This is a genomic window from Acidovorax sp. BL-A-41-H1, from assembly GCF_051942715.1.
Genome location: NZ_JBPVJQ010000009.1, coordinates 1 through 13,044 on the forward strand (window position 1 = coordinate 1; position 13,044 = coordinate 13,044).

The following is a 13,044-nucleotide window of genomic DNA, read 5'->3' on the forward strand; positions in this document are numbered from 1 at the left end:
GCCCAGGTGGGTGAGGGTGGCAAACACCTGCAGCACGGCGGTGTCGGCCTGGGCCCGCAAGCCCGCAGCGATGGTGTCATCCAGCACGCCCCAGGGGCCCTGGGTGCGCCCGCTCTCGGCCAGTTCGGCCATTGTGGCGCCCGCCAGCACCAGCACGCAGGCCGATGCGGCCATGGCCACCAGCATGAGGGTGGGGGCCTGCGCAGGAAAGAAACGGTTCAGCGGCGGGCCCGCGTGGTGGCGCAGGGCGCGCAGACCCGCCAGTGCGGCGGCGCCCAGCAGCGCCAGGGCCAATACGCCCGCCAGCCACCAGCCCACGGGGTGCTGCGCCAGCAAGGTGCCCAGCTCGGATGCGGTGGAGGCAGTGGATGGCGCGGCAGGGACGGTCGTCGTCATGGTGCGGGGTGGTCCTTTCTCTTTCGGTTTCCAACGTCTTGCAGATGCAGTTGCCTGCACCACCAGGGAAAGAAGCCGAAGGTTGTACCGAAGTTCCCAGCATCCCGGGACGTGGTGGGTGTATTGCGCGCACGGTGCAGGCATGTGTCGGCGCAGGCTGACACGGCGATGGCGCTGCGACCGGCTGCGGGCACCGCGCCTGGCTGCGACCATGGGCGACCCTGCGGCTCCTGCCCCTTTGTGGTGTGGGGCTGTTCTTGTTTGTTGCAGAGTTTTGCATGACCCCTTCCGACCACCCCCATCCTCCCAAACCCCGTGGCCCCATCCACCTGGTGGTGCCCAAGCGGCCGGGGGCCGACCTGGACCTGCTGCGCGCCAAGCTCGAAGGCGTGGCGGCGCTGCAGGCGCACGACGTGGTGTGGCATGTGCCCCACCAGCGCGGCGATATCGTGCAACTGGCGCGTGATGCTGCCGAGGCCGCGCGCACCGATGGCGGCCTGGTGGTGGCCGCCGGTGGCGACGGCACCATCAACGCCGTGGCGGCGGCCGCGCTGCACGCGGGCGTGCCCATGGGGGTGGTGCCCATGGGCACCTTCAACTACTTCAGCCGCGAGCATGGTCTGGCGCTGGACCCGGAGCAGGCGGTGCAAGACCTGCTCCAGGCCCTGCACGCGGGGGACATGCGCCCCGTGCAGGTGGGCCATGTCAACCGCCGCATGTTCGTTGTCAACGCCAGCGTGGGCCTGTACCCCAAGCTGCTGGCAGAGCGCGAGCGGGCCTCCAAGCGGTTTGGCCGCTCGCGCTGGGTGGCGGTGGCATCGGCGGTGTGGAGCCTGTTCCGCCCCGCAGCAGGCAGGCGCTGGCGCGTGGTGATGACCACCCACCACGGCGCCGAGGTGCAGCACGAGGAGCATCTGGTTGCCACCCTGTTTGTGGGCAACAACCCGCTGCAGCTGGACCGCATGGGCCTGCCGCAGGCGCAGCAGGTGGCCGACGGCGGGCACCTGGCCGTGGTGATGCTCAAGCCCCAGGGCCGCTGGGCTACGGCCCGCACGGTGTGGAACGCCGCCACCGGCCAGCTGGACAAGGACGGTGCCGTGACCAGCATTGCCTGCACCGAGCTGACGGTGGCCCCGACCAGCTGGCGCCCGCCGCAGGTCAAGGTGGCGTTTGATGGCGAACGCGAGTGGATGGCGCCGCCGCTGCACTTTCGCGTTGGCAAACGGCCGCTGTGGCTGGTGGCGCCGTCGCCGCTGGTGCGCGATGATGCGGCGCAGCCTGCACTGGCAGCAGCAGTGGCCGAGACCGGCGCACCGCCTGCCCCTGGGCTGATACCCGTCTGACCACCCAACGCCATGCCCGCCTTGATGCACCTGTCCGACCTGCACTTCGGGGCGCACGACCCCGAGGTGTGTGCGGCTGCACAGCGCCTGGCACAGCGGCTGGGTGTGGCCCTGGCCGTGGTCTCAGGCGACCTCACCCAGCGCGCCACCGTCAGCCAGTTTGCGCAGGCCGCGCGGTTTGTGCAGGGCCTGCATGCGCGCAGCACGCTGGTGCTGGCGGGCAACCACGACCTGCCGCTGTTTGCCTGGTGGCTGCGCTGGGGCCGGGCCTACGAGCGGTTTGCCGAGCAGTTTGGCGTGGACCAGGAGCCTGTGCGCCAGATGGGCCCCTTCTATGTGGTGGGCGTGAACACCACACGCGCCTGGCGGCACGAACGTGGCAGCCTGTCGTCCGCACAGATTGATCACGTGGCCGTGCTGCTGGCGCGGGCCCCGCCCGAGGCCTGGCGCATCGTGGCCAGCCACCACCCCCTGGTGGCCCGCGATGCCAGCGACCGTGCCCACCGCCCGCACCGCGCCGACGAGGCCCTGCAGCGCTGGCGCACAGCCGGTGCGCAGATGCTGCTGTCGGGCCATGTACATGAGCCCGGTGTGCTGCAGCCCCTGCCTGGTCTGTGGGCCAGCCGCGCGGGCACGGCGGTGTCGCGCCGCCTGCGGCACGGTTGCCCCAACAGCCTTGTGGTGCTGCGCGAAGAAGTGTCGGGCGAGGCACCCAGCCAGCGTCTGCGGGTGGCCGAGCGCTGGGATTACGACAGCACCATCGGAGAGTTCGCCTGTGTGCTGCGCCAGCCTGTGATGCCCGGTTGAAGCGGTCTTCAGTCCTGCCACCCAAAAAAAGGGCACCAAAGGTGCCCTAAAACTTGGAGACAACCGTTGTGATGTGGCTTAGAACCGGTGTCGCAACCCCACGGCAAAGCTGGTTCCTTGAGCGCTGACCACCGATGGTGGCGCAGGCAGCGTGCGGGTCTGGGTGCTGTCGCGCATCACCATGGCGTACAGGTCCGTGCGCTTGGACAGGAAATAGTCGTACCCCAGGGTGAACACCTTGCGTTCCACGTTGCCACCCGCCACCGTGGCAGGCACGGGGCCCACGGTGTCGCTGGTGCGGCGCACGGCGTAGCCTGCCAGCACGCGGCCTGCGCCCACGGGCATGGATGCACTGATGTCCCACACGCGGTATGAAACGTTGAGCGGCGCAGCAGCCGTGCCCCGGTTGTCGATGCGGCCCAGGTGGGCAAACAGCTTGACCACCTCGAAGTCGTACGACGCGGCCAACTGCCATGCGCGGGTGTCGTTGGGCGAGGTGCCGTCGGCGAAGGTGCCGGGGTTCTTCTTCACGCTCTGCCATGCCAGCGATGCGGCCCACGGGCCTTGGGCGTAGGCCAGGCGCGCAGCGCTGTTGCCGCCGCCCTGGCCTTCAGAGATAGCGTGCGCCACCGAGGCATTGAAGCCCGCGACGCTGGGGCTGTCATACACCACCGAGTTGGCCCATGCCGTGCCACCGGTGAGCGGGCTGCCGATGAAGGTGACCAGGTTCAGCGGCCCCAGTACCGTGGAGTCGCCAAACGCGTTGGAGGTGATGGCGTTCAGGAACAGCAGCGATGTGACATTGCCCAGCCGCACGCGGCCCCAGTCGCGGTGCGATACACCCACCCAGGCGGCGCGCGAGAACACCGGGTCGGCCGCCACATTCACGGGCGCGGGCAGCGCGTCGCTGCGGCCGGTGGCGCCGGAGTCGTTGCGCACAAAGGACGACAGCTCGAACTGCGCAGACAGCCCGCCGCCCAGGTCTTCGGTGCCGCGCAGGCCCCAGTGGCTGGTGGACATGCCGCCACCGTCCAGCTTGGTCACGGCGCGGTCTTGCGCATTGATGCCTGCGGCGGGGCCCGCGAAGCGGCCCACGGCGGCATCGACCAGGCCATACACCTGCAGGCCGGGGCCTGCGGCGGGTTGGGCTTGTGCGGCGAGTGTGATGGCAGACAGGGCTGCGGCGGTGCCCAGGGCGCGTGCCCAATGCAGGCGGGCCCGAGAGTGGAAGGGATGGGGCGCGGGAGAGGTGCGAGGTTTCATGGTGTCTTTCGATGACGGAGGGACAAGCGAAGGGCGAACCGGTCCACGGCGCAGCCATGGCTGTTCCGAAAACGCAGTTCAACGGGGGAGGGCGTCAGCGCGTTGTGTGCGCCGGTTCGCGGCGGCTAGGGCGCGCCGGTCTGCCGCGCCGACGCCTGGGGTGGGGCGGCGGCGCAGGGCCCCAGCCACCGGGGGTGGCGGTGGGCCGGGACCAGGAAAATGGGCGTGGCTGTGCCAGGCATGCGGCGCTCGCGCGGCAGTGCTGTAGTGGGAGCGGGGGATGTCAGCTGCTTGGCGTCAGTGCACTGCGCCTTCACAGGCGCCGCGCATGCCTTGTGCGATGAAACGCACCAGCAGCGGCCCTGCCGTGGCTTCGTCGCCGGGCTGGTTTTGGCCGTACGACAGGCGCTCGATGCGCTGGTCGTTCACGTGGTGCAGAAGGGCCCCCAGTGCAAACTGGTAGCACCACGCGGCCTGGCTGCGCGTGGCCTGGGGCAGGGCGGCTGCAATGGCATCGATGAACGCATGGGCCAGCGGGTCGAACAGCTCGCGGATGATGGGCTCGTCTTCTTCCAGGTGGTCGTTCATGCCGCGCGATAGCAGCCGCAGAAAGTGGTGGCCTGCAGGCTGGCTGGCGACTTCCAACACGGGCAGCACAAAGGCCTTGACGATTTCGTCCAGCAACTGGCCGGGCGGTGCCTTCTGCTGGGCATCGGCCAGTGACTTGAGCCGCACATCGATGTAGCCCGCATGTGCGCGGAAGATGGCGTGGTACAGCGAGAGCTTGGGGCCGTAGTAGTAGCCCACCAGCGCCAGCGGCACACCGGCCTCGTCCGCAATGTCGCGGATCGACACGCCATGAAAACCGCGCGTGGCAAACAGCCGCTCGGCCGCCTGCAGGATGTTGGCCTGGCGGTTGGGGGCGAGTTCTTCTTCGCTGGTGGCGCTGCGGGCCGCAGCACGCTTGCGCGCCGGGGCTTTCGCGGCAGGGGCTGCGGGCACGGCGGCCGCAGTCTGGGGGGTGGAGCGGGATTTGGGCATAGGCTGATTTATACGGCTGTATAAATTTATTGAACACTCGTACAAACCCCAGTCGATTTGAATTTGTACGTTCGTATAATTTTTTCATGCCACCCGCTGCAGGCCAGCTCATGCAGGGCTTGCGGGGCTTCGCTGCAAATTCCATCCAATCCAACCGGAGACAGACACCATGATCACCCGCCGCTGTTTTACCCAGCTTTCTGCCGCCCTGCTGCCCACCCTGGGCGGTGCTCCTGCCGCCTGGGCGCAGGCGGGCAAGGACGCCATGCCCGACATGGCGCGCATCATCTCGGGCTTTCCGGCCGGGGGCACGGCCGATGCGCTGGCGCGCCGTGTGGGCGACCGCATGCGCGGCCACTACGCAGCATCCTTGGTGGTGGACAACAAGCCCGGCGCAGGTGGGCAGATCGGCATCCTCAACCTGCGCGACAGCCCGGCCGATGGCACCAGCCTGCTCATCACGCCGTCGTCCATGCTGTCCATCTACCCCTACACCTACCCCAAGCTGCGCTACACGCTCGACGACGTGGCGCCCGTGTCACTGGGCGCCATGTTCGACCACGGCCTGGCCGTAGGCCCCGGCGTGCCCGACAGCGTGCGCACGCTGGCCGACCTGCTGGACTGGATGCGCGCCAACCCCGGCAGCGCCAACTACGGCAGCCCCGGTGCGGGCTCCATGCCGCACATGGTGGGCGTGCTGCTGGGGCAGTTCAGCAAGATCGACATGCGCCATATCGCCTACCGGGGCACGGTGCCCGGCATGCAAGACCTGCTGGGCGGGCAGATCCCTGCGTTCTGGGGGCCGATTGGCGACTACCTGCAGCATGGCAAGGGCGGCAAGCTGCGCGTGCTGGCCATTGCGGGCAGCAAGCGCTCGCCGTTCCTGCCGCAGGTGCCCACGCTGACGGAGCTGGGCTACCCCCTCAAGGTCAGCGAGTGGTACGGCTTCTTTCTGCCTGGCAAGGCCACGCCCGAGACCATCAAGCGCGCATCCGATGCCCTGCAGGCTGCGTTGAACCAGCCCGAGGTGGTGGAGTACGGCAAGCAGTACGGCCTGGAGGTCAAGCCCTCCACCGCCGCGCAGCTGGCGCAGATGCTCAAGGCCGATGCCGACCAGTGGCGCGGCCTTATCAAGCAGACCGGCTTCACGGCCGAATCCTGATCGCCTTGTTTCGACCTTTCCGCCCGACCCCGCCATGACCACCACGCTCGCCACACCTGCGCGCCGCATCGTCGATATCTCGATGCACCTTGAAAACGATGTTGTCTCTGACCCGCCGGGCCTGGGCCCGCGCATCCATTACATCGACCACCAGATGAGCTTTGCGGATCTGGCGCAGTTCTTTCCAGGCCTCCAGAAGGAAGACCTGCCCGACGGCGAATCCTGGGCGGTGGAGGAGGTGCAGCTCAACACCCACAACGGCACCCACCTGGACGCGCCCTACCACTTTGCGTCCACCATGGACGGCGGGCAGCGCGCGTTGTCCATCGACGAGGTGGATCTGAACTGGTGCTTTCAACCCGGCGTGAAGCTGGACTTTCGCCATCTGCCGGACGGCTACGTGGTGCAGGCCGCCGATGTGGAGGCCGAGCTGGCACGCATCGGCCACACGCTGCAGCCGCTGCAGATCGTGGTGGTCAACACCCGCGCTGGCAGCGCATACGGCACGGCGGGCTATACCCGAGCGGGTTGCGGCATGGGCTACGAGGCCACCATGTACCTGCTGGAGCGCGGCGTGCGCCTGACCGGCACCGACGCCTGGAGCTGGGACGCCCCCTTCGCCTACACCGCGCAGCGCTATGCGGAAAGCGGCGACGCATCGCTGATCTGGGAGGGCCACAAGGCCGGGCGCGATATCGGCTATTGCCACCTCGAAAAACTGCACAACCTGGAGGCGCTGCCCGCCAGTGGCTTCTACATCTCGTGCTTTCCCGTCAAGGTGCGCGGTGCCTCTGCGGGCTGGACGCGGGCCGTGGCTATTTTTGACCCGGTGCTGCCGCTGCAGCCTGCGGCCGGAGTGGCGCCATGAAACTCGCGACACTGCGAAACGGCCAGCGCGATGGCCGCCTGGTGGTCGTGTCGGCCGATGCCCGCCGCTGCATCGATGCCAGCCCGGTGGCCCCTACGCTGCTCGATGCCCTGGAGCGCTGGAGCGTGGTGGAGCCCGCGTTGCAAGATTTGTCCCGCACCGTGAACGCGCCCACCGCCCTGGGCACCATGCCCATCGATGTGCGCCAGTGCCTGGCCCCTTTGCCGCGCACCTGGCAATGGCTGGACGGCTCGGCCTTTCTGAACCACGGCCACCTCATGGAGCGGGCCTTCAAGGTGCCGCCGGTGGCCGACTTCGAGACCATTCCGCTCATGTACCAGGGGGCGGCCGACGACTTTCTGGGCCCACACGACGATGTGGCCCTGCCGTCCGAAGCCGACCAGATCGACTTTGAGGGCGAATTTGGCGTGGTGCTCAGCGAAACCCCCCTGGGCGTCACCGCCGAAGAGGCGCTGCAGCATGTGCGCCTCATCGTGCTCATCAACGACTGGAGCCTGCGCGCCTTCGGCCCGCGCGAGGCCAAAAGCGGCTTCGGCTTTGTGCAGGCCAAGCCCTCCACCGCATTCGCGCCCATCGCCGTCACGCCCGACGAACTGGGCGCAGCGTGGACCGGCGGCCGCGTGCACCTGCGGTTGCAGACGCAGCGCAACGGCGAATGGTTTGGCCACCCGCACGGCGGTGCCATGCACTTTGACTTCGGCCAGCTCATCGCCCATGCAGCGCGCACGCGCAGGCTGTCAGCAGGCACCCTGATCGGCTCGGGCACCGTGTCGAATGCGGATGTGGCGGTGGGCTCGTCCTGCATCGCCGAGCGCCGCATGGTCGAGGCGCTGGCCGACGGCGCGCCGCACACACCATTTCTGCGCTTTGGCGAGCGGGTGCGCATGGTGGCGCTGGACGGGCAGGACCAGCCCGCGCCGTTTGGCGTGATCGATCAGATGGTGGTGCCGTGCGGCGCTGCTGGCCCGGAGCGGATGAGTATTGAGAATGCTACTGATTTGATAGCTGTTGGGGCATGATGGTCGAGCGGTAGAGGCCAAAAAGCCTTGTATTTTTTGGCACTCCAGCCCACCCGGCCTTGGGTTGGCCGCCTCTATTTCCATGGCCCGCAGTGCCGGGTCTTTCCCCTCTCCCCCTGCGGGAGAGGGTTGGGGGGAGGGGCGTGCCAAGTCAGCTTCTGCCACACGGCCCCGGGGTGTTTTCACCGGTTGACCAGCCGGTGGGCGGCGCCTATTCTGGCTGACAGGAGGCCCGTGATGCCCCCATACCAACACACTCCCCACCTCCCTCGCGCCATGCACAAAGAATTCCACCACGACGCCGTGCGCCGCCTGCAGTTGCTGATCGAGCGCGAGACCGGGACGACCCTTTCCGACGCGGCGCAGGCCGAGATGGCCAGCATCCTGCACGGCATGCAAAGCCCCGATGGCGTGGCCAGCGAGGGCCTGGACGTGGTGCCGCGCGAGGTCACCATCCTGCTGGCTGACCTGCGCGGATTCACCGCGCTGTCGGGCTCACAGCCCGCAGCCGTGGTCATTGCGGCGCTCAACCGCTGCCTGGCGCGGCTGTCCGAAGTGGTGTTCAAGTACCAGGGCAGCATCGACAAGTTCATGGGCGACTCGATCATGGTGCTGTTCGGCGCACCCGTGGCGCGCGACGACGATGTGGACCGCGCCCTGCTCTGCGCCGTAGAGATGCAGATCGCCATGCGCGAGCTGAACCTGGCGCACCTGCGCGAGCGGCTGCCCGAGGTCTTTCTGGGCATTGGCGTGAACACGGGCACGGTGATGGCGGGGCGTTTTGGCTCGGACGTGTATTCCGAATACACCGTGATCGGCGAGGCCGTCAACCTGGCCTCGCGCATCGAGGCGCTGAGCCTGCGTGGCCAGGTGCTCATCAGCGACTCCACCTACCAGCGCTGCTGGGGCCTGGTGTCCGCGTCGGCGCCGATGCAGGTCTATGTCAAAGGCCGCACGCAGCCTGTGAGCCTGCGCGAGCTGATCGCCATTCCTTCGCACAAGCTCAAGGTGCCGCGCCAGGAGTTTCGCCGCAGCCACCGCGTGGACGCACGCCTGCCCTGCCTGTGCCAGCGCATGCAGGACAAGATCGTCGTGCCCCACATCGTGCACGGCGCCATCCGCGACATCGGCTACCACGGCCTGCTGGTGGAGCTGATCGAGCCGCTGGAGCCGCACAGCGAGGTCAAGCTGGAGTTTGAGCTGCCGCTGGTGGACTACCGCGTGGCCGATGTGTATGCGCGGGTCATCACCCTCAAGCCGGAAGGCGACGAGTGGGTGGCCGGGCTGGAGTTCACCTCCATCAGCGCCGAATGCCATGCCAAGGTGCAGATGTTTGTGCAGCTATTGGTAGCGCACTGACCGGCGCGGGTGTGCCCCGGGGCACATTCAACAGCCCAGCATCTGCGCCAGATCGTTCAGGTCTTTGGCGTGCAGATCGTTGCCCGGCTGTGGCGTGCCGTCCTTGGGCCGGGCTGCGCCCAGCTCCAGGGGACGCTCGATGTAGGCGGTGCGCAGGCCGCAGGCCCGCGCGGCGGCCAGGTCGTCATGGTGGGTGGCCACCAGCGCCACCTGCTCGGGCGGTACATCAAACACGCGGGCCACGCCCAGGTAGGTGTCGGGGTGGGGCTTGTAGGCCTTGAAGACCTCGGCGCTCAGCACACAGTCCCACGGCAGGCCAGCGCGCTTGGCCATATTGGTCAGCAGCCCGATGTTGCCGTTCGACAGTGTGGTGATGGTGAAGCGCCTTTTTAGCCGCGTCAGCCCCTCCACGCTGTCGGTCCAGGCATCCAGCCGGTGCCACACGCGGTTGAGGTGGCGGCGCTCGGCCTCGGGCAGGTGTGCCAGGCCAAAGCGCGGCAGGATCTCGTCAAGGATGCTGCGGTGCAGGTCGTCCACCAGCGTCCAGCCCCGTTCGCCCCGCATCACCTGCGCCATGGCGGGTTGGTAGCCCGCGCGCCAGGCCAGCGCAAACGCATCGCCATCCACCGCCGGGTACAGCGCCTGCATCTCGCGCACGATGCTGCCGTGCCAGTCCACCACGGTGCCAAAGATGTCGAAGGCCAGCACCTGGACGGTGCGGGCGATGGTGTCTGCTGTGCTCGGGCTGATGCTCATTGGCTGTCCTTGCAAAAAAGGGGGAGGGGGCGAGTAAGGAGGGGTCAGCCTAACAGCCCTGGTGGTGGGCATGTGTTCAGTGCAAGGCATGCCCCCGCACCAGCAAGTCCGCGCAGGGCATGTTATGGTTACCAAATTCGGGTTTACCCCCGTAACTGCGTTTCTTCTTTGGGCCCGTTCCCGCCCCAGAACCCTTACTGATTCTTGCGCTGCGCCATCATCTGCCGCAGCGGCTTGCCCCTGTTGTTGCCCTTGCCATGACTGCGCCCCTGTCCTCCACGCCCATCGATTCCACCCCCACCGACGACCGCACCCTGGTGCGCGCCGTGCTGGCCCTGGGGGTGGGCGGTTTCTCCATCGGCACCGGCGAGTTCGTCATCATGGGCCTGCTGCCCGAGGTGGCGCGCGACATTGGCGTGAGCATTCCGCAGGCGGGCCACGTCATCAGCGCCTATGCCCTGGGCGTGGTGGTGGGTGCACCCGTGCTGGCCGTGCTGTGCGCCCACTGGGGGCGGCGCGCGCTGCTCATGGCGCTGATGGTGGTGTATGCGCTGGGCAATTTCGCATCGGCGCTGGCGCCGGGCTATGGCTCGCTCACTGCCATGCGGTTGTTTACCGGTCTTCCCCATGGCACCTACTTTGGCGTGGCCGCACTGGTGGCCGCAGCGCTGGCCCCGCCCGGCCGCCGCGCACGCGCCGTGGGCTGGGTCATGCTGGGGCTGACCACTGCCACGCTGGTGGGCGTGCCCATAGCCGCCGCGCTGGGCGAGGCGTTTGGCTGGCGTGCGGCCTTTGTGTTTGTGGGGCTCATTGCCGTGGCCGCCGTCGTCATGGTGCGCCTGTGGGTGCCCGCCATGCCCGCATCGCACGGCGCCAGCCCGCTGCGCGAGTTGGGCGCGCTGGCGCGCAAGCAGGTGTGGTTCACGCTGGGCATCGGGGCCATTGGTTTTGGCGGCATGTTTGCGGTGTTCAGCTACATCAAGCCCACCTTGCTGGAGGTGGCGGGCATGCCGTCTGCACTCATGCCGTTTGTGCTGTCGCTGTTTGGCCTGGGCATGGTAGCGGGCAACCTGGTGGGCTCGCGCATGGCCGACAAGGCGCTCATGCCCGCCATCGGCAAGGTGCTGCTGTGGTCCATCGTGGTGATGGCGCTGTTTGTGCCCGCCGCACACCACCCCGCCAGCGCCGCGCTGGCCACGTTCCTCTTGGGCACCGTGGTGGCCATTGGCCCCGCGCTGCAGATCCGCCTGATGGACGTGGCGGGCGACGCACAGACCCTGGCCGCCGCGCTCAACCACTCGGCCTTCAATGCCGCCAACGCGCTCGGCGCCTGGCTGGGTGGCGTGGCGATCTCGGCAGGCATGGGCTGGACGTCCACCGGCTGGGTGGGTGTGGTGCTGGGCCTGGGTGGTGTGGCCATTTTTGCGTGGTCGATGGGCACCGAAAAGGCAACGGCCGCACGCGCCTCGGCCACCGCATAGCCCAACCCCACGGGTCGGCCGCTCTGTAGCGGCTTTGCGACAGCCGCGCGCAGGTTGGCGGGCTCGCGCTGTCTTGTGCGTTACATTGGCTGCGGGCTGGCCTTTCTGCCAGCCACGTCGCTCGGACGGTTCCGGGCGCTTACGTGAAAGTCACACCGCATGTCTGCATCGCAGGGCAAGCGCCGTTTTGCGCGCATCGATCGCCTCCCTCCCTACGTCTTCAACATCACGGCCGAGCTCAAGCTCGCGGCCCGCCGCCGGGGCGAAGACATCATCGACATGAGCATGGGCAACCCCGACGGGGCCACGCCGCCGCACATCGTCGCCAAGCTCACCGAAGTGGCCCAGCGGCCCGACACCCACGGCTACAGCGCCAGCAAAGGTATCCCGCGCCTGCGCCGCGCCATCAGCCACTGGTACAAAGACCGCTACGCGGTGGACATCAACCCCGACACCGAGGCCATCGTCACCATCGGCTCCAAAGAAGGGTTGGCCCACCTCATGCTTGCCACGCTGGACAGGGGCGACACCGTGCTGGTGCCCGACCCGAGCTACCCCATCCACATCTACGGCGCGGTGATTGCCGGTGCCGACATCCGCAGCGTGCCCGTGGCGCCCGATGTGGACTTTTTTGCCGAGCTGGAAAAGGCCATCCGCGGCAGCTACCCCAAGCCCAAGATGATGATCTTTGGCTTTCCCAGCAACCCCACGGCGCAGTGCGTGGAGCTGGGCTTCTTCGAGCGCGTGATCGCCCTGGCCAAGAAGCACGACATCCTGGTGGTGCACGACCTGGCCTATGCCGACATCGTGTACGACGGCTACCGCGCCCCCAGCATCATGGAAGTGCCCGGCGCCAAGGACGTGGCGGTGGAGTTCTTCACCCTGAGCAAAAGCTACAACATGGCCGGCTGGCGCGTGGGCTTCATGGTGGGCAACCCCGACCTGGTGGCCGCACTCGCCCGCATCAAGAGCTACCACGACTACGGCACCTTCACCCCCCTGCAGGTGGCCGCCATTGCCGCGCTGGAGGGCGACCAGCAGTGCGTGAAAGACATCGCCGCCCAGTACCAGCGCCGCCGCGACGTGCTCTACAAGGGTCTCACCGAAGCGGGCTGGGCCGTGGACTGCCCCAAGGCCAGCATGTACATCTGGGCCCGCATCCCCGAGCCGTATCGCGCGCTGGGCTCGCTGGAGTTTGCGCGGCAGCTGCTGGACAAGGCCAAGGTGTGTGTGTCGCCAGGCATCGGGTTTGGGGACCAGGGGGATGAATATGTGCGCTTTGCGCTGATCGAGAACGAGGCGCGGATTCGACAGGCGGTGCGGGGGATTCGGGGGATGTTTAAGGCGGATGGATTGTTGAAGGTGCCTGCAGCACCCGCCTCCTAAAAGGGGATCACACATCGAACAATGGGTGGATCATTGCTGCTAGAAAACCTCTGCGGAACTCGTAGGGGTTTGCTGGTGCTTGTGAGTGGTGATCCGCCTCTTGTGATGCTTTTAGCTCAGCGGCGCAATCGTTGTCGTGCCA

At 67.7% G+C, this 13,044-nt stretch carries 11 protein-coding genes and 1 pseudogene; 8 read left to right on the forward strand and 4 right to left on the reverse strand.

The genetic code is table 11. The annotated features are described in order from the left end of the window. Positions 1 to 396: pseudogene (locus tag ACTPOI_RS22910) on the reverse strand (phosphatase PAP2 family protein); the annotation flags it as partial. A gap of 278 nt (positions 397 to 674) precedes the next feature. On the opposite strand from ACTPOI_RS22910, the gene ACTPOI_RS22915 reads away from it, so the two are divergent. After that, complete coding sequence (locus ACTPOI_RS22915; protein WP_440113215.1) at positions 675 to 1,739, forward strand: diacylglycerol/lipid kinase family protein; 1,065 nt, start codon at positions 675 to 677, stop codon at positions 1,737 to 1,739. 12 nt (positions 1,740 to 1,751) lie between these two features. Beyond that, entirely contained in the window at positions 1,752 to 2,546 is a 795-nt protein-coding gene (locus tag ACTPOI_RS22920) for a metallophosphoesterase family protein (protein ID WP_440113218.1), read from the forward strand. Positions 2,547 to 2,624: 78 nt separating this feature from the next. Here ACTPOI_RS22920 and ACTPOI_RS22925 read toward each other — a convergent pair whose 3' ends face one another. After that, entirely contained in the window at positions 2,625 to 3,809 is a 1,185-nt protein-coding gene (locus ACTPOI_RS22925) for a porin (protein ID WP_440113221.1), read from the reverse strand. Between the two features lie 297 nt (positions 3,810 to 4,106). Continuing rightward, entirely contained in the window at positions 4,107 to 4,850 is a 744-nt protein-coding gene (locus ACTPOI_RS22930; protein ID WP_094286787.1) for a TetR/AcrR family transcriptional regulator, read from the reverse strand. Between the two features lie 169 nt (positions 4,851 to 5,019). On the opposite strand from ACTPOI_RS22930, the gene ACTPOI_RS22935 reads away from it, so the two are divergent. From ACTPOI_RS22935 to ACTPOI_RS22950, 4 genes are all read left to right on the forward strand, one after another. Then, positions 5,020 to 6,012 (forward strand): tripartite tricarboxylate transporter substrate-binding protein, encoded by a 993-nt coding sequence (locus ACTPOI_RS22935; protein WP_252661717.1) that lies wholly within the window; start codon positions 5,020 to 5,022, stop codon positions 6,010 to 6,012. A gap of 34 nt (positions 6,013 to 6,046) precedes the next feature. Beyond that, a complete protein-coding gene (locus ACTPOI_RS22940) occupies positions 6,047 to 6,880 on the forward strand; it encodes a cyclase family protein (RefSeq protein ID WP_440113225.1) in 834 nt (277 codons plus the stop codon). Continuing rightward, entirely contained in the window at positions 6,877 to 7,920 is a 1,044-nt protein-coding gene (locus tag ACTPOI_RS22945; protein ID WP_440113228.1) for a fumarylacetoacetate hydrolase family protein, read from the forward strand. Before ACTPOI_RS22940 ends, ACTPOI_RS22945 begins: the two co-directional genes overlap by 4 nt. A gap of 276 nt (positions 7,921 to 8,196) precedes the next feature. Then, entirely contained in the window at positions 8,197 to 9,279 is a 1,083-nt protein-coding gene (locus ACTPOI_RS22950; protein WP_440113231.1) for an adenylate/guanylate cyclase domain-containing protein, read from the forward strand. A gap of 27 nt (positions 9,280 to 9,306) precedes the next feature. Here ACTPOI_RS22950 and ACTPOI_RS22955 read toward each other — a convergent pair whose 3' ends face one another. Further along, entirely contained in the window at positions 9,307 to 10,035 is a 729-nt protein-coding gene (locus ACTPOI_RS22955) for a haloacid dehalogenase type II (protein ID WP_440113234.1), read from the reverse strand. A gap of 257 nt (positions 10,036 to 10,292) precedes the next feature. On the opposite strand from ACTPOI_RS22955, the gene ACTPOI_RS22960 reads away from it, so the two are divergent. Further along, positions 10,293 to 11,516: an MFS transporter gene (locus ACTPOI_RS22960; protein WP_440113237.1), complete on the forward strand. Its 1,224-nt coding sequence runs from the start codon at positions 10,293 to 10,295 to the stop codon at positions 11,514 to 11,516. 159 nt (positions 11,517 to 11,675) lie between these two features. Next, the gene (gene alaC / locus ACTPOI_RS22965; protein WP_094286798.1) at positions 11,676 to 12,902 is read left to right on the forward strand and encodes an alanine transaminase; all 1,227 of its coding nucleotides are present in this window, start codon (positions 11,676 to 11,678) and stop codon (positions 12,900 to 12,902) included. Positions 12,903 to 13,044 lie beyond the last annotated feature (142 nt).

Excerpts from the sequence above, each read along its gene's own strand:
- ACTPOI_RS22915 (WP_440113215.1), top strand. The coding sequence starts at position 675 with ATGACCCCTTCCGACCACCCCCATCCTCCCAAACCCCGTGGCCCCATC.
- ACTPOI_RS22920 (WP_440113218.1), top strand. The coding sequence starts at position 1,752 with ATGCCCGCCTTGATGCACCTGTCCGACCTGCACTTCGGGGCGCACGAC.
- ACTPOI_RS22925 (WP_440113221.1), bottom strand. The coding sequence starts at position 3,809 with ATGAAACCTCGCACCTCTCCCGCGCCCCATCCCTTCCACTCTCGGGCC.
- ACTPOI_RS22930 (WP_094286787.1), bottom strand. The coding sequence starts at position 4,850 with ATGCCCAAATCCCGCTCCACCCCCCAGACTGCGGCCGCCGTGCCCGCA.
- ACTPOI_RS22935 (WP_252661717.1), top strand. The coding sequence starts at position 5,020 with ATGATCACCCGCCGCTGTTTTACCCAGCTTTCTGCCGCCCTGCTGCCC.
- ACTPOI_RS22940 (WP_440113225.1), top strand. The coding sequence starts at position 6,047 with ATGACCACCACGCTCGCCACACCTGCGCGCCGCATCGTCGATATCTCG.
- ACTPOI_RS22945 (WP_440113228.1), top strand. The coding sequence starts at position 6,877 with ATGAAACTCGCGACACTGCGAAACGGCCAGCGCGATGGCCGCCTGGTG.
- ACTPOI_RS22950 (WP_440113231.1), top strand. The coding sequence starts at position 8,197 with ATGCACAAAGAATTCCACCACGACGCCGTGCGCCGCCTGCAGTTGCTG.
- ACTPOI_RS22955 (WP_440113234.1), bottom strand. The coding sequence starts at position 10,035 with ATGAGCATCAGCCCGAGCACAGCAGACACCATCGCCCGCACCGTCCAG.
- ACTPOI_RS22960 (WP_440113237.1), top strand. The coding sequence starts at position 10,293 with ATGACTGCGCCCCTGTCCTCCACGCCCATCGATTCCACCCCCACCGAC.
- alaC (WP_094286798.1), top strand. The coding sequence starts at position 11,676 with ATGTCTGCATCGCAGGGCAAGCGCCGTTTTGCGCGCATCGATCGCCTC.